Below are 16,377 nucleotides of genomic sequence, written 5' to 3'. Positions count from 1 at the left end.
AGTATCCGAGCCGCCCGCCCCGCAAACCTGCGCCCACGTACCGTCTGGTCGCATCGACCCGGTCCCGGCCGCGAGGGCCGTCACCCGCGTCACCTTGGGAAAAGCTCAGCGTGTACGGACGTCGCGCCTGGCGCCTTCGGCGATGGCCCGGAGTTTGTCCGGGTTGGCGACGTTGTGGATGGCGATGATGCGGCCGCCGGCGTCGACCTCGACGGTGACGGTGGCGACCACACGACCCGGACCGCGGAACACCATGCCCAGCCCGCCATTGATCTCGACCAGCTCGGCGCTCATGTCGGCGGGCTCGACGCCCTGGTAGGTGACGGTGCCGATGGCCGCGAACCAGGCGGCCACCGTCTGTGCCCCCACCACCGGACGCATGGCCTGGCGGACCTTGCCGCCACCGTCGGTCCACAGTGTGACGTCCGGTGACAGCAGCTCCATGAGGGCGTTGATGTCACCGCCGGTCGCGGCGGCGAAGAACCGTCGGGTGACCTCGTGCTGCCGCGAGCGGTCCGCGACGAAGCGTGGCCGCCGGGCCCGAACGTGCTCGCGAGCGCGGTGCGCGGCCTGGCGCACCGCGGCCTCGGAACGGTCCACCGCCTCCGCGATCTCGGCGTGGCTGAGGTCGAAGACCTCCTTCAGTACGAACACCGCCCGCTCCAACGGACTCAGTGTTTCCAGCACAACCAGCATGGCCATCGAGACGGACTCGGCGGTCGTGACGGCGTCGGCGGTGTCCCCGGCGGTGAGGATCGGCTCCGGGAGCCACGGCCCGACGTACGTCTCGCGCTTGTGCCGGGTGGAGCGCAGCCGGTCCATCGCCAGGTTCGACACGATCCGCGTCAGATAGGCCCTGGGGTCGGCCACCTGCGCGCGGTCGGCGGCCGACCACTTGATCCAGGCGTCCTGCACCGCGTCCTCGGCGTCGGCCGCCGTGCCGAGAATGCGGTAGGCCACCGAGAACAGCAGGTTGCGATGCTCGTTGTAGACCCGTTGGTCGAGCTCCCGGAACGGATGGGTCACCGCGCGCCCCGGACCCGGGTGAAGCGGCCACCGCGGGGCCAGAACGCGCCCGCGGCGGGCATCCTCTTCATGCGGCCGTACGTCGGCCAGGGCGAAGCACTCACCGTCTCCTTGTACCAGGCCGCTCTGCGGCCGGTCAGATACATCCGTCGAGGACTGTCGTCGGGGTGGGTGAACTGGACGACCGCATCGTGCCGTCCCAGACTCACCGGCGTGTGGTAGTAGCCGAAGCGGAAAGGCTTCGCCTTCTTACCCTTGAGCGCGCGGACGATCGCCACCGCGGCGTGCACCCCGGTCGGCATGCCACCCTGGCAGGTGCCGTGCATGACGCCGTAACTCTGACGGATCGCGGCGGCGTCGCCCACCGCGTACACGTCGGGGTGCGACACCGACCGCAGCGCGGGGTCGGTGACGATCCGGCCGCGCTCCTCGACGGCCAGACCGGCTGCCGCAGCCAGCGGCGACACGCGCGTGCCACTCGTCCACACCACGACGTCGGCGGCCATGGTCTCCCCGCCGGCCAACTCGACCGAACCGGGCAGCACCTTCACCACCTCGACCCCGCTGCGCACCCGGACGCCCAGGCGCTCAAGCGCGGACCGCAGGTGCGCCCTGACTTTCGGGATCATGGTCGCGCCGGGTTCCTGCCGACCCAGGAGCACGACGTTCAGCTCCGGGTGCCGCTCGGCGATCTCCGCAGCCGACTCGACGCCGGTCAACCCACTGCCACCGACCACCACCGTGCCGCTGCCGAGCCGCGCCAGCCGGTCAGCCAGCAACTCGGCGTCCTGGACGCTGTTCAGCGTGTACGCGTAGTCCTCGACACCCGGCACCCCCGCCGTGTCGGCCACACTGCCCAACCCGTACACCAGCGTGTCGTAGTGCAGCACCCGGTCGTCGTCGAGCCGCACGGTCTTCGCATCCGCGTCCAGCGCCGTCACCCAGCCGCGCACGAACTGCGCGCCCGTACCCTCCAGCAGCTCCGGGATGCTCATCTCGGCGAGCCGCTGCCCGGTCGCCGTCATGTGCAGCCGCAGGCGCTCGGTGAACCGCTCCTGCGCGTTCACCAGGGTCACCCGCACACCGTCGCGGCGCCTGACCCGCGCCGCGAGCTGGATCGTCGCGGCCATCCCCGCGTACCCCGCCCCCAGAATCACCACCCGGTGCTCAGCCGCCGTCCCGACCTCGTGCTCTGTGCTCATCGTTCCGCCTCTTTCCTCGCGCCGACGACCACCAGACGCAAGCTGCCGACGTGTCCGTGACATGAGATCGACGTGACGCACGACATGGTCGACGTTCGCGCCCGCGTTCGGCGCCGGCGCCCCGCCCGGGTGTCGACGCGTTCGTCCGACAAATTCGCTATCCGGCGGCTGGAGCGCAGTGATACACAACCGAGGTGCAGAACACTGTGGAGTTCCCCGAGGTCCTGCGGTTGATCGACGACCGCTCGGCCGCGTTCCGCGCCGCGATCGCATCCGCCCCCGACCTTGACGTCCAGGTCCCGACCTGCCCGGACTGGACGCTGCGCGAACTGGCGCAGCACATCGGCGACGGCCGCCGCCGCCAGGCCGCCATCATCGCGGCGGGCCCGGGCGCTGAGCCCCCGGCGAGGACGGACCCGAAGGGCGCCCCGACCGCACCCCGCGACCGCGAAGCCCTGGACGCCTGGCTCGCCGAGTCGACCGAGCTCATGCTCGCCGCGATGCGCGAGGCCGGCCCGGACCGCGGCTGCTGGACCTGGTGGGGCCGCTCGCAGGCCCCGCAGACCAGCGGAGCCGTGGCCCGGCACCAGATCCAGGAGATGGCGGTCCACACCTACGACGCCCAGCTCACCCAGGGGGCCGCACAGCCGCTGCCGACGGACGTCGCGGTCGAGGGCGTCGACGAGTTCCTGACGACCGTCTCGGCGACGACCGTCCCCTGGCCCTTCAAGCCGGCGACCATCGACCTGCACGCGACCGAGGGCCGCTCCTGGCGCCTGACCCTCAACGCCGACGGCGTCCGCTGCGACGACCTCGCCGCCGACGCGGAGCCGGGCGACATGGCGATGCGAGGCACAGCGAGCGAGATGATCCTCTACTTCTACGAACGCCTCCCGCTCAACGGCTTGGAGACCAGCGGCGACACCGAGCCGATGGAGCAGCTCGCAGACTGGGACCCGACCGCGTAAACGCGCACGTGTGACGCCTCCGTCGGTTGTGCTGGGCTCCGCCCGTACCCTGCGAAGGTCAGGCTCTGATCGCCGGTGTGTGGCTGCCGTGCAGCGGCGCGGCAGCCACACGAGGCGTCACTTGTTGTGCTTCTCCTGGCACGGCACGCAGAAGCGCGCGTGCGGGAGAACCTCGAGCCGCTCGGCCGGGATGTTCTGGCCGCACTTCTGGCAGGCACCGTAGGTGCCTTCGCTGATCCGGCCCAGAGCACCGGTGATCTGCTCGATGTTGCGGCGGGTGGCCAGCAGCAGCGCAGCCTGGTTGTGCGCCTCGCTGGGGTCGCCGGTGTCCGCGTTGAGCTCGGTCAGTTCCCGCAGCCGAGCCGTTTGTGCGGCGAAGTCGTCCGCCAGGGACGCTCGCAGATCAGCCAGCCAGCTCTGATCAACAGCACGATGATCGACGCTCATGGTCTACCTCTCCAGGGAAAAAGAAAAAGGGCCGAAGCTCAAATGGCTTCGCCCTGCGGTCGTTCTGGGATGCAACGATTCCGCGGGAGGGTCTCGGCCGATTGGCGGCGGGCTCGACAGCTTGTGCGAGGGCGCGATGTGCAGCGCGCGGACAACCGGCACGCGCATCCCAACCGTCAGGCGTCGCTGCGTCGCTGCGCGAACAGCGCCAAGCGCTGCCAGCGCAGTGACGACAGACGAGCAGAAAGTCACCGACGGCATGCCTCCACCATAGGGGGACTCCTGCGCTAAAGCCAACGCCTGCGGAGGGCCCCCATGTTGGCCACGGCCTGCGACACGAAACGTCTCTTCACGGCTCAGACCGGACAATCACGGCTCCGAGCCACCGGCCTGGAAAACAGCGCCAGTCCGCTCACAGACAACTCGTCAGCCGGGGCATCAGCTGGGCGGAGAGGGACACTCCAGGACGGCGATCGAGTTTCCCGCGAACAGCCCCAGGTGCGGGTGCCCAGAGAAGATCTGAACTGCCTCGTCGTGCGAGTCCGCTTCCACGATGGTGTAGCCGGTCAGGGCGTCGGTGAAGTCCTCGACGGCCTGCTCATGCCACAGCGCGCGCCAGACCTAGACCAGTACGTCGGCGCGGCGGCTACCGTCGCACACGCCCACCACCGCCGCGCGAGGTTGCCCTCCTACAGCCCGCCGACTGATACGCGCGGGACCTGGGACGGCGATCAGCCGCTTCGGCGGTTACCGTACTGGCGCGGGCTCTGGACCGAGCCCCGGCCGCCGAGGTGCTGGCCCTTTCCGTGCGGTTGAGGCGAGACGGCCTTGCCCTTCGCGCGACGGGCAGCCCGATTCGAGGGAACGGCAGGCTGGTCGGTCTCGTCCGTGGTTGAGGTGTCGGCGTCCGCCGCGTGGGCGTCTTCGACGGGCTCAGGCTCCGGCATCGGTATCTCCCTGGGTTCTTGGGCAGTGCGGATCATCGACAGCCGACGGACGCGGGCTACTCGACGCCGGTGTGGGCACCCTGACGGTAGCGCAACGCCGGCACCCTCCGATCGACGGTCTCCAGCTTCACCACTCCCGCCAACCCGGCGGCTGACCGCCTCGTCGCCAGCACGGTCTCACGGCTGCACCAAGTGGATGCATTCGGACATCACGGAAATCGCGCTATCCGGCGGTCGCGGCGATGAACACCACCGCACCGACCACCACCAGCGCGGAGGCCAGGAAGGTCTGTCGGCGGGCCTGGCGCAACATCTCCCGGACCTGCCAGGCGTGCGCGGTGGTGAGCAGCCACCGCAGGTACGGGTCGGTCCGAACGATGTTGCGACGCGCGACGGCGAGGCCTTCTCGCAGTGCCGCCCGCTCCTCCGGCGGGGCCGTCGGCAGGCGGCCGGTGATCGCGGCAGCAATCCGGCGGTGCCGCAGCAGGCCGTCGATGTCGTCGGCGTACCCCCCGAAGTGGTACCAGGGCTCGGCCTGCAGCCGCTCGCGCAGCCCGCGCAGCTCCGGCCCGGTGAGTGACCCCGGGGTGGTCATCGGCGGGACGAGCACCTCGCTGGTTCGCCAGATCGCCCAGGCCACACCGAGCAGCGACACCAGCAGACCGCCGCCCGCCCACGTCGCGTGGACCCAGTCGGTGACCTTGCCGGCGGCGATGAGCGGGCCAGCGCCGAGCAGCAGCGCGCCCACCGCCCCGGCCGAGGAGATGATCCAGCGCGCCGCCGCCCGGCTGTCCGCGACCGAGTCCAACGGGGACGGGAGCGCGTCCAGCCCTCCGCCGCCCGTCGGCGGCTCCCCGATCATTGGTTGTTGTCGCGGCGGAAGACGACACCCAGCGGGCCGGTCTCGTCGTCGGGCAGATCGGTGTACGGCACCCAACGCTGGCCGTCGAAGAACTCCATCTCGCCGACATCGTTGATCCGCACGGCGTTGACCTGCGCGAGCTCCTCAGAATCGTCAGCCATGGATACAGTATCGGTCAGTCCGGCAATGCGCCCCGGCATCGGGTCGTCTACCGGCGACCGCGGGGAGCGTCTGTGATCCGGTTGACCGTCAGCGCGACCGACGTGGTCATGGCTGCGCGGGGTGAACGCTGGCGACACCCGGTGGGCCGGGCCGACCAACGCACCGCCGACCTGCTCTGGCGGCTACGCGGCGACCCCTCTGTGGAGCTGTCGTACGAGGTCGGCGCCGCGCTCGGCCACCGCTTCCTCGGCGCTCCCGGCGCGGCCCTACGCGCGGAGCTGGCCCGGCCCGGCCGGCACCGCCTCGGCATCGAGGTCACCGATCCGGCGCTGGCCGACCTGCCGTGGGAAACCCTGGTGCCGCCGGGCGAGGACCTGCCGCTGGCGCTGCGCCCCGACGTCGACGTGTGCCGGACCGGCCCCCGGGCAGCGGTGTCTGCGGCCCGGGTGGACGGCCCGCTGCGGATGCTGGCGGCGATCGCGAGCCCGGACGACTCCAACCAGCCGCTGCTCGACCACGAGCGGGAGCTAGGCCGGATCCTCGGCGCGGTGGAACCCGGGCACCGCCACGGAGTGCGGGTGCGAGTCCTGGAGTGGGGCAGCGCCGCCGCGATCCGCGCCGCTCTCGCCGAGGAGCCGTTCCACGTCCTGCACGTCTCCTGCCACGCGCGTCCCGGCGCACTGCTGCTGGAAACCCCCACCGGCGCGGAGGACCGGGTGGACGCCGCGCGGTTCCTGACCGAGGTGCTGCCGCCGGGCCGGACCGTACCGTTGATCGTGCTCGCCGGCTGCTCGACCGCCCGCCAGGGTCAGCGGGAGCTGCCCGGGCTGGCCGGCGCGTTGCTGGCCCGGGGCGCGCCGGCGGTCCTGGCGATGAACGGAACAGTCAGCGACGCGTACACCATCGAGTTCTGCGCCCGGCTCTACGAGCGGTTGGCCGCCCGGGGCGAGCCGGAACTCCTGGCGGAGGTCTCCGTCGTCCGCCGAGAGCTGGCGCCGACCTCCGCCGAGTGGTGGATGCCGACGCTGTTCCTGGCCGACCCCGCGCTGCGGTTGGCCGGCGGGCGGGTCGGCGGGGCCGTCGCCGCGCCGCCGGGCCAGTCGGTCGTCGGGGACGGCGTGGTACGCGCGCCGACGGACTTCGTGGGCCGGCGGGAGATCCTGCGCCGGCTGTCCCGGGGCAGGCTACGGGTCCTCGTGCACGGTATCGGCGGGATCGGCAAGACGAGCCTCGCCGCCGAACTCGCGCAGCGGTTTGCCGACGCGGGCGGCATCGTCGTGGCGATCAGCGGCGACGCCACTGTCGACGGGATCCTCGACGAGCTTCGCCGTCAGGTGGAGATCCGATGCGCCCGACCGGCGACCGCACCGGACGACCCGCTGCGACAACTCCTCGTCGCCCTCGCCGAGCCGGGCCAGGACTGGCGTCGACGGCTCGCGGCGAGTGGCACCGGCGGCACGCCGCTGCTACTCGTCCTCGACAACGCCGAGGACGCCCTGGACGCCGAGCACCAGCTGGCCGACGCGGACCTGGCCGCGTTCCTCGCCGACTGGGCGACCCGGCACGAGCTGGTCGTGACCAGCCGACACCCGTTCCCGGTCGCCGGCATCGAGCCCCACCACCTTGGTCCGCTCTCCTGGCAGGAAACCCGCAAGCTGCTCTGGCGGCTACCGGGCGTCGGCCGGCTGGCTCCGGCGGAACAGCAGCGGATGTGGCACCGGCTGGGCGGCCACCCGCGCGCGCTGGAATACCTCGACGGTCTGTTGCGCGACGGCAGCGCCCGAGCCGGCGAGGTGACCGGGCGACTGGCGGCAGTCGGCGGCAGCGACGACGCCAGGCCGACCGGCATCGGCGCGCCGCTGGCCGAGGCCGGCGCACTGGCCGCCGAGGACGTGCTGCTGCCCCGGCTGCTCGCCCACCTGGAGGCCGTCCCGGCGGCCCGCCGGTTGCTGCTCGGCGCGGCGGTGTACCGCACCCCGGTGGACCGGACCGGGCTCTCCTGGCAACTCGCCGACCCGGCGAACGGCGACGACCCGCCGCCGGAGTCGGCGGGGCTGGACGAAGCGGTCGAGACCCTGTCGCACCTGGGGCTGCTCGCCCCGCTGACCGGTGGTCACCTGGTGCACCGGTGGACGGCGACGAGCCTGCTGCGAATCGCCGGCCGCGACACGGTCACCGAGTCACACCGCCGGGCGGGCCGTTACTGGGGCTGGCGGGCCCGGACCGCCGCAGACCAGCGCGACTTCATCCGGCAGGTCGTCGAGGCGCGGTACCACCACCTGGCGGCGGGTGACACCGACAAGGCCATCACCTACTCCGAGCTGGCCTGCCAGGTGCTGCACGCGGCCGGGCACTGGGCCTGGGAGGAGAAGATCTGGCGGGAGCTCCTGCCGATGGCGCCGCCCGGCTCGGCGCTCGCGGCGAGCTTCCTCAAGGGACTGGGCGACGTGCACCTCAACCGGGGCGAGTACCCGCAGGCGACGGAGCGCTACCAGGCGGCGCTGGCCGTCTATCGGGACCTCGGCGACGACAGCGGGGTCGGCAAGCTCCTGCACCAGTTGGGCCTGGTCGCCGACAACCGGGGCGACCGGGCGACAGCGGACCGGCTGTACCAGGAGGCGTTGACGATCCTGAGTCGGCTCGGCGACCGCGGGGCTGTCTCCCGAACCCTGCACCAGCTCGCCGGCATCGCCCGGGGCAACGGCGACGTCGAGTTGGCCATGGCGCGTTACCTGGAAGAGTTGGCGATCGCCCAGGAACTCGACGACCTGGACGGGATCGCCGCGAGCCACCACCAGATCGGCATGCTCGCCTTCGAAGCCCGGGACCTCGTGAAGGCGGAGCAGTGCATCCAGGTGTCGATAACCACCTACGCGCGGATGGGCGTCCGGGTCGAGCAGGGCAGCGGGCTGGTGATGCTCGGGCGGATCGCCCTCGCCCGCTTCGCGTACGACATCGCCGAGTCCCGGGTCCGGGCCGCCCTGGAGATCTTCGAAGAGGTCGGCAGCAACGGCCGCATCGCGGAGTGCACCTTGCTGCTCGGTCACCTCTCCCGGGACCTCGGCGACCTCGAATTCGCCGAGAGCTGCTTCGCCCGCGCCCGGACGATCGTCGCGGCGCTCGGCGAGGACCCGCTGCTGCGCCGCTGCGACGAACTGCTCGGCCAGGTGCGGACGGTCCTCGGGCGGGCCGTCGAGGCGGTGCCGCACACCCTGAGCGTGATGGGCGGGAACGACGGGCCACCGCACCCGTCGGCCCTGGAGTGGCTGGCCGTGCAGCGCCTGGAACTGGGCGCGGCGGCCTTCGCCGACCTGCTGGCCCGGCACCTCGACCCGGCGCAGGCGGCCCACCGGGCCGAGCGGGTCGAGGCGTACCTTCGGTTCCGGTTTCCCGATGACCACCCGACCCCGCTCGGCAGCGGATACGTCCTGCTCGCCATCGCCGCCGCCCAGGCGGGCGAGTTCGGCACCGCCCGGATGTGCCTTCTCCGGGCATTGCCGATCTGCGCCGCCGCCGGCTACCGGGCGGGGATCGCCAAATGCCACGAGGACCTCGGCATGGTGGCACTGGAAACCCGCCAGCTGGCCGAGGCCCGGCCCCGCTACGAGCAGGCGCTGGAGGTCTACCGCGCGCTGCGCCATGAGCCCAACCAGGCCATTGTCCTGCACCAGCTCGGCCGGGTCTGCGAGGAGCAGGAGGACCTCGCCGGCGCGGACAGGTTCTACCGCCGCTCCATCGCGATCAAGGAACGGCTGGGAAACCAGTCGGGCGTCTCCAACAGCACCTTCCACCTCGGCCGGGTGGCCGGCCTGCGCGGCGACCAGGCCCTGGCCGAGCGGTGCTACCGGACCTGTCTGCGGATCGACCGCGAGCAGGGCAACTGGGAGGAGGTGGCGCTGGACCAGGTGGCGATCGGGCAGCTGCGGGTCAAGCAGGGCCACCCCGCGGAGGGCATCCCCCTGATCGTCGAGGCACTGGCCATCGACCGGCAGATCGGGTCGAGGAACGCGGCGCTCGACCTGAACGCGCTGCGTGAACTGCGGGCCGGGCTCGGTGACGAGGCATTCACGGCCATCCTCACCGACGCCTTCGGGCCAACCCAGGCCACCCAGGTGCTCGACCTGATCGCGGTGCTACCGACCACGGCCGAGCAGACCTGACCGTCGCGTCTCCAGCCCGATCGAACCCAGCCCTCAGGCGCGTACGCCAGAGCCTTCAGCCCAGGTCGACGATCTCCACCGCAGGGGCGAAGTGGTGGATTGTCGCCTCTAGGCTCAGACGGTGCAGCCGCCAGAAGGTCACCGTGTGCCTCGAAAGGTAGATTGATCCGCCAGCACTGCTGATCATGGGAGCGTCATGGCCGCAGACACGGACGAAGCGGGCGGCGGGAGTCGATTGCTCGGGCGCCTGTTCGCCATCGGCAGCCTCAGCGGGATTGCTCTGATCGCCATCATGGCACTCGTCGTACTCCTCTGCTGTGCCCCCTGTCTCTGGTATCGATCCCTTTCGCCAGATCTGCCTTTCAACTGACAGTGCCCGGGGGTCGCAGAGAATCAGCCGAGTTGGCCTGACCAGTCCACCGTCTCGAGAGCGGGGTGGCTCCTGACCGCCTCGATCAGGGACCTGGATCCGCTGATCCTGGTGCCCTGCAGGTCGTAGTCGGTCCAGATCAACCAGGACCGATCCGTGGGCCACAGATTCGTCGGTGAGAACGGGTAGGGCCCTCCGCGTTCTTCGAGCAGTCCGGGGACTGCTGACAACGGGCCGCGCCACACGTGGAGGTTGTCGAAGTCGTTGGCCGGCAAGGAGGCGTAGAAAGCGACGCAGTCAGTGCTCGGGCCGGCGGCCGAGTGTCGGCACAGGGCATCCAGCAAGGCATCCAGGCTCTCCTCGTCGAGGGAACCTTCGGGCGGCGGCTGGACGGCAACGGGCCAACTGTTATGGGGAAACCAGCGGTGGCATGGAGGGTAGCGTCGATCTGGTGCCTGCCCCCGCTCCCCGGTCAGATGCTGCGACCAGAGCACCCGCCGCCAGGGGTTCCCCGGTCGGACAACGAAGCCCAGGGGTATGCCGGTTTCTGTGGTTCCCTCGTCGAGGTTGATGTCTCCGACGATCAGCGGCGCGAGGTCGCCAGATTCGCGCCCGTGTCGATGCAGCTCGTCGTGGGTGCCCAGACCCGCGAAGCGCGGGTTCTCGTACATCGCATGGAGAATCCAGGTCGAGGATTCCCAACGAGCCGGGTGGTAGCCGGTTGCCGCCTCCCACTTGGGACGGTCTGCGAGCCAGGTCAACAGGGTGGCTGGAGCTTCTACGCGTTCCATGGACACGGTGCCATCGTTCCGCAGCAGCCAGGTCGACGTTGACCTTGGGGGGTACGGCGGGCCTCCGCCTTCAGAAGGTTGTCCGACGGCGGGCGCGAGCTCGGCTGGCGGTGATGCCGGCAATCCACGCGACCGGGTGGGCTGGGCGAGGTGCCGGCCGGGCTGTCGAGGCACCGCGGGGTACGCGACAGGGTGGCTGAACGCGAATCGCACCTAACTCGGCAATTCTCCCCCTAGATTCGATGCGCAGGACGCAGCCGACCCGGGGAGAGACGTGGACAGCTATCCGGCGATCGAGGATCACGGACTCATCGGCGACCTGCAGACCGCCGCGCTGGTGACGTGCGACGGGACGGTCGACTGGTTCTGCGCGCCGCGCTTCGACTCGCCGAGCGTCTTCGCCGGGCTGCTGGACAAGGAGAAGGGCGGCTACTTCCAGATCGCGCCGCACGACACGCGGTACGTGACCAAGCAGCTCTATCTGCCCGGCACGCCCATCCTGATCACCCGGTTCATCAGCGCCGACGGGGTGGCCGAGGTGATGGACTTCATGCCGGTCACCGGGGAGCGGGCCACCGACGCGCACCGCCTGGTCCGCATCGTCAACATGGTCCGGGGGAGCATGCGCTTCCGGGTGGAGTGCCGGCCGCGGTTCGACTACGCCCGCGAAGAGCACCAGCTGGAACGCCACCCCAATGGCTATGTCTTCCGCAGCCGGTCGATGACGATGACGTTCAACCCGGTCGACCCGGTGCGGCGGCTGCTCGCCGAACACGGCGACGTCCGCCTCGAGGGCGGCGACCTGATCGCGTACGGCACGCTCAACGAGGGTGACACCGGCGGCGTGGTCCTGGAGACGGCCGGCACCGAGCCGCGCATCTTCTCGCCGGAAGAGGTCCAGGGCATGTTCGAGTGGACCCAGGACTACTGGCGGCGCTGGCTTGAGCGCTCCAGCTACACCGGCCGCTGGCGAGAGATGGTCGAGCGCTCCGCCATCACGCTGAAACTCATGACGTACGCGCCGACCGGCGCGATGATCGCCGCCCCCACCGCCGCGCTACCCGAACTGGTCGGCGGAACCCGCAACTGGGACTACCGCTACACCTGGGTACGTGACACGTCGTTCTCGGTGCACGCGCTGCTCGGCCTCGGCTTCACCGAGGAGGTCAGCCGGTACATGAACTGGCTGGACGAGCGGATCCGCGAGGCCGGCGAGCACCAGGATCCCCTGAAGATCATGTACCGGGTGGACGGCTCCTCCGACCTGCACGAGGAGGTGCTGGACCATCTGGAGGGCTACCGGGGCTCGCGGCCGGTGCGGATCGGCAACGGCGCCGCCGACCAGATCCAGCTCGACATCCACGGCGAGGCGCTCTACGCCATGCACCTCGCCGACGAGCAGGGCATCCGCGTCTCGCACCAGGTGTGGAAGAGCACCGTCCGGCTCGTCGACTGGCTCTGCCACAATTGGGACCAGCCGGACGCCGGCATCTGGGAGAGCCGCCACCACCCCCGCAACTACACCTTCGGTCGGGTGATGTCCTGGGTCGCGCTGGACCGGGCCATCCGGTTGGCCACGCGCACCGGCCGCCCGGGGGACATGACCTGCTGGACGGAGCAACGCAACCGCATCTACGACCAGGTCATGGCCCGCGGATACAACCGGGAGCGCGGCACCTTCGTGCAGGCGTACGACGAGTCCGTGCTGGACGCGGCGCTGCTCGCCATGCCGTCAGTCGGTTTCGTCACGCCGAGCGACCCGCTGTGGCAGTCGACCCTGCACGCGATCGAGCGCGAACTGGTCTCCGACAGCCTGGTGCACCGGTACGACCCGGTCCACTCCCCCGACGGTCTCCCCGGCCACGAGGGCACCTTCAACATGTGCACCTTCTGGTACGTGGAGGCGTTGGCCCGTTCCGGCCGCCTGGACGACGCCCGACTCACGTTCGAGAAGATGTTCACTTTCAGCAACCACCTCGGCCTCTATGCCGAGGAGATCGCCGCGACCGGGGAGCAGATTGGCAACTATCCTCAGGCGTTCAGCCATCTTTCTTTGATCAACTCAGCGCTGACACTCAACGATCTGCTCGACGCCGAGGCCAACGCCCGGCGTCGCCGGTAGCACGGGCACGCTCCGGTCGGCCGTGCTACCCGACGCTGGGATGGGCTTGACGCGCACGGACCTGCTGCGCAGCACCGTCACGGTGCCGGCCGGCTGCGACCTGACGGTCCGCTTCTGGGTCCGGACCATCACCACGGAGACCGTGGCTGGTGGAAATGCAGCCGCAGATCAGATATTGCCGGAGCTGTCAATAAGAAAATCACGATTGGGTGAGGCCACAAGCGGCCCGGAACTGCAAGGCGTTGAGACTCCCATCTCGGTCGGCGGAGTTCCTGGCCGACGAGAGAAACGCTCCCTATGCTTGCCGGCGGAATGCACTGCGGCTCATCCGGGGCCGAGGGGAACACCCATACGAGGATTTGCGAATGCGCCGGAATTCTGCCCTGAACAACGGCACTGCTGATGCCAGCGGAGTAGCACCGGGCGGCGAACCGCCGTCCTCCACCCCGGAGGGCGTCGCCCGCCAATCTGCCATCGCCGAGGAACAGGCGTTCCTCGACATGGCCACGGCCCGGAGCGACAGGCTGACCGAGCACCTGGAGGTCGAGCTCTCGTCGGAGGCCCTGGACGCGTTGGAACATGCCCGGCAGCGCATGCTCCGCCAGCAGTACGAAGAGCTGCAGCGAGCTCGGGAGGGGCTGGTCTTCGGTCGCCTCGACGGCCTTGATGGCACGGTGCGACACGTGGGCCGTGTCGGTCTCCGCGACGACGTCGAGGACAGTGAGCCACTGCTGGTGGATTGGCGCGCTCCCGCAGCCCGGCCGTTCTACACCGCGACGGCCGTCGACCCCCAGGGTCAGGCACGACGGCGTCACGTACGCACGAACGGGTCGACCGTCGTCGGGGTGGACGACGAGCCGCTGGACGGGAGCATGACGGCCGAACTCGTCGGTGAGGGCGCCCTCCTGGCCGCCCTCGACCAGCGGCGCACCGGTGTCATGTCGACGGCGATCTCCACGCTGCAACGCGAACAGGACGACATCGTCCGGGCCAGGGCGACCGGCCCGCTGGTCGTTCAGGGCGGTCCCGGCACCGGCAAGACCGTGGTTGCGCTGCACCGCGTCGCCTACCTGCTGTTCACCTACCGAAAGATGGCCGAGCAGGCGGTCCTGGTCCTCGGCCCCTCGCCGCGTTTCCTCCAGTACATCGGCCAGGTGCTACCCGCCCTCGGAGAGACCGCCGTCGTCTCGGCGACCTGCGACACCCTGCTGGCCGACATCCGCGTGGGCCGCGACGAGAGCCGGCTTCTCGCCGAAATCAAGGGCCGCGCCCTCTGGCAGCCCGCGCTCGAGGGCTACGTCGCGTCGCTGCTCCCCCGACCCCGTGAGCTGAAGCTGCGCTGGGAGGGCGATTTCTACGTCATCGACGCCGCAACGGTGGCGCAGGCGCTCGCCTCGGCGGTGCAGGGACGCCCCTACCACCGGGCTCGCGCGGCGTTCGCCGAGCAGTTGCACCACCTCCTCGCCGACGCCGTCGCCGAGCAGCGCGAGACGTTGATGAACGAGATGGAGGAGGGCTTCGAGGACATCCTCGCCCGCGTCGACAAGGGGATGGAACATGACCACCGTCCCCTCCGGACGTCCACGGGCAGCGACGTCGACGGGCTGCTCTCCGAGGCAGAGATCGAACACCTGCACACCCGTATCGCCGAGAACGCCACCATCGCCCGGTTCGTCGAGGCATTGTGGCCCACCCTCGACGCCGAAACCCTGCTGGGTGACCTCCTGAGCGACCGCGCCCTGCTGGCCCGGATCGCCCCGCAACTGTCGCCGGAGGAGCTCACCGCCGTCGCGGCCGAGCCGGCCCCATGGGCATCGAGCGACATTCCCCTGCTCGACGCCCTCGCCGACCTGCTCGGCGACGTCGACGCCCCGCAACCACAGGGCGAGTTCGTCGCCGACCACGCTCGCCGGCAGCGCGGCTGGGTGTACGGCCACGTCGTCGTCGACGAGGCGCAGGAGCTGTCCGAGATGCAGTGGCAGATGGTCCTACGGCGCTGCCCCAGTCGCTCCATCACGGCCGTGGGCGACATCGACCAGGCCGAGGCAGCGCACCGGCACACCAGCTGGGCGCAGGCGGTGCAGGCTGCTTTCGGAGACCGCTGGACCGCCGCGGAACTGACCATCTGCTACCGGACCCCGCGTGAGGTCATGGACCTCACCGAACCGGTCCTGAAGAGGGCTGGCAGCCACAACACGCCACCACGAGCGGTGCGATCCTCCGGCATCGCCCCCTGGGAGCTCACGATCACCCCCGCCGAGCTTGCCGGCGCCGCCGCCCAGGCAGTGCGACAGCTCCAGCAACGATGGCAGGGCGGCATGGTCGGCGTCATCGCCCCCGCCGACCGCGTCGCCGAACTCCGGGCCGTGCTGAGTGATGTGCCAGTGCTCACCGCGACCCAGTCCAAGGGACTGGAATGGGACGCGACGCTCCTGATCGATCCCCAGGGCATCGCCGCCGAACCGCGCGGCTGGAACGGGCTCTACGTCGCGCTCACCCGATGCACCCAGGAACTAGGGCAGCTGATAATCACGCGGTAGTCGGCCTCTTCACAGACGAGGGTGTGGTCGCGCGCCTGGGCCTGCGGGTGGCGGGGTCAGTCGGTGGTGGACGTGTCTGGTCCAGTCGCGGCATACCGGGCGGCGATGGTGCGGACGGCCTCGTCGACCACTTGAGCGACGCGTTCGGCGCTCACCTCCCAGCCCGGCACGAGGAGTGTCGGCCAGAAGACGTAGTTGGAGATCATGCCCAGGAACTGGGTGGCTGCGAGCTCCACGTCCTCGACCCGCGCCGTTCCCGCCTCGTGCTCGGCCAGGAGGTAGCCGCGTACGGACTCGAAGTAGGGCATCTTCCCGTGCGAGAACTGCGCGTGGGCCAGTTCGGGGAATCGCGGCAGCTCGGCGATGACGATTCGGAACAGGTCGGTCATCCGGGGCTGGCTCAACAGCTCGGCGTAGCGGCGACCGATGGTCCTGAGCCCGTCGACGAGGTTGCCCGCCGGCGGAGGCTCCTCTTCGTCAGCTGTTGCCCAGGACTCGGTGACGATGGCGTCGAACAGGGCAGCCTTGCTCGGAAACTGCTTGAACAAGGTGGCCCGCGAAACGCCCGAGCGCTCTGCGATCTGCGCCAGCGACGTCCGGTCGTAGCCCAACTCGAGGAACAGTGCCGTCGCGGCCGTCACGATCAGCGCGCGTTTCTCCTGGGCTACACGCTGGTGATACGTCGTCACGACCCTGCTCATGGACCGAGCATACGAGGTGAGTGGCTTGACTCACCACTGCCGCCGACCTAGTGTCAGAGCAGTGGTGAGTCGCTCGACT

Annotated in this window: 11 protein-coding genes; 4 read left to right on the top strand and 7 right to left on the bottom strand. The window is 70.3% G+C overall.

Annotated elements, in window-relative coordinates; translation table 11 throughout:
- Positions 1-105: 105 nt before the first annotated feature.
- Complete coding sequence (locus KBX46_RS13180; protein ID WP_210792711.1) at positions 106-1,026, bottom strand: RNA polymerase sigma-70 factor; 921 nt, start codon at positions 1,024-1,026, stop codon at positions 106-108.
- Entirely contained in the window at positions 1,023-2,228 is a 1,206-nt protein-coding gene (locus KBX46_RS13175) for an NAD(P)/FAD-dependent oxidoreductase (protein ID WP_210792710.1), read from the bottom strand. Before KBX46_RS13175 ends, KBX46_RS13180 begins: the two co-directional genes overlap by 4 nt.
- Before the next feature lie 194 nt (positions 2,229-2,422).
- Between KBX46_RS13175 and KBX46_RS13170 the strand changes: the two genes are divergently transcribed.
- On the top strand, positions 2,423-3,196 hold the full coding sequence (locus KBX46_RS13170) for a maleylpyruvate isomerase N-terminal domain-containing protein (protein ID WP_210792709.1): 774 nt from the start codon (positions 2,423-2,425) through the stop codon (positions 3,194-3,196).
- Between the two features lie 117 nt (positions 3,197-3,313).
- Here KBX46_RS13170 and KBX46_RS13165 read toward each other — a convergent pair whose 3' ends face one another.
- The 3 genes from KBX46_RS13165 to KBX46_RS13155 all read right to left on the bottom strand — a co-directional run bounded on the left by KBX46_RS13165 (position 3,314) and on the right by KBX46_RS13155 (position 5,613).
- Entirely contained in the window at positions 3,314-3,643 is a 330-nt protein-coding gene (locus KBX46_RS13165; protein ID WP_210792708.1) for a TraR/DksA C4-type zinc finger protein, read from the bottom strand.
- 1,170 nt (positions 3,644-4,813) lie between these two features.
- Positions 4,814-5,452 (bottom strand): hypothetical protein, encoded by a 639-nt coding sequence (locus KBX46_RS13160; RefSeq protein WP_210792707.1) that lies wholly within the window; start codon positions 5,450-5,452, stop codon positions 4,814-4,816.
- On the bottom strand, positions 5,449-5,613 hold the full coding sequence (locus tag KBX46_RS13155; RefSeq protein WP_210792706.1) for a hypothetical protein: 165 nt from the start codon (positions 5,611-5,613) through the stop codon (positions 5,449-5,451). The genes KBX46_RS13160 and KBX46_RS13155 overlap by 4 nt, the downstream gene beginning before the upstream one ends.
- A 72-nt stretch (positions 5,614-5,685) precedes the next feature.
- Here KBX46_RS13155 and KBX46_RS13150 point away from each other — a divergent pair, with 72 nt between their 5' ends.
- Positions 5,686-9,774 (top strand): tetratricopeptide repeat protein, encoded by a 4,089-nt coding sequence (locus tag KBX46_RS13150; protein ID WP_210792705.1) that lies wholly within the window; start codon positions 5,686-5,688, stop codon positions 9,772-9,774.
- Between the two features lie 393 nt (positions 9,775-10,167).
- On the opposite strand, the gene KBX46_RS13145 is transcribed toward KBX46_RS13150, so the two are convergent.
- Positions 10,168-10,941 carry a hypothetical protein gene (locus KBX46_RS13145; RefSeq protein ID WP_210792704.1) on the bottom strand — a complete coding sequence of 258 codons (774 nt, stop codon included), beginning with the start codon at positions 10,939-10,941 and terminating at the stop codon, positions 10,168-10,170.
- Positions 10,942-11,209: 268 nt separating this feature from the next.
- On the opposite strand from KBX46_RS13145, the gene KBX46_RS13140 reads away from it, so the two are divergent.
- The gene (locus tag KBX46_RS13140; RefSeq protein ID WP_210792703.1) at positions 11,210-13,057 is read left to right on the top strand and encodes a glycoside hydrolase family 15 protein; all 1,848 of its coding nucleotides are present in this window, start codon (positions 11,210-11,212) and stop codon (positions 13,055-13,057) included.
- A 365-nt stretch (positions 13,058-13,422) separates the two neighbouring features.
- Positions 13,423-15,597: a UvrD-helicase domain-containing protein gene (locus KBX46_RS13135; RefSeq protein WP_210792702.1), complete on the top strand. Its 2,175-nt coding sequence runs from the start codon at positions 13,423-13,425 to the stop codon at positions 15,595-15,597.
- 56 nt (positions 15,598-15,653) lie between these two features.
- Here the strand turns inward: KBX46_RS13135 and KBX46_RS13130 are convergent, their stop codons facing one another.
- Positions 15,654-16,298 carry a TetR/AcrR family transcriptional regulator gene (locus KBX46_RS13130; protein WP_088947668.1) on the bottom strand — a complete coding sequence of 215 codons (645 nt, stop codon included), beginning with the start codon at positions 16,296-16,298 and terminating at the stop codon, positions 15,654-15,656.
- Positions 16,299-16,377: the final 79 nt, after the last annotated feature.

It is taken from the genome of Micromonospora sp. C81 (genome assembly GCF_018070425.1).
Classification (GTDB): domain Bacteria; phylum Actinomycetota; class Actinomycetes; order Mycobacteriales; family Micromonosporaceae; genus Micromonospora; species Micromonospora zamorensis.
Note: the sequence above shows the minus strand (reverse complement) of the source record. Positions and strands in the feature narration are given on the sequence as shown.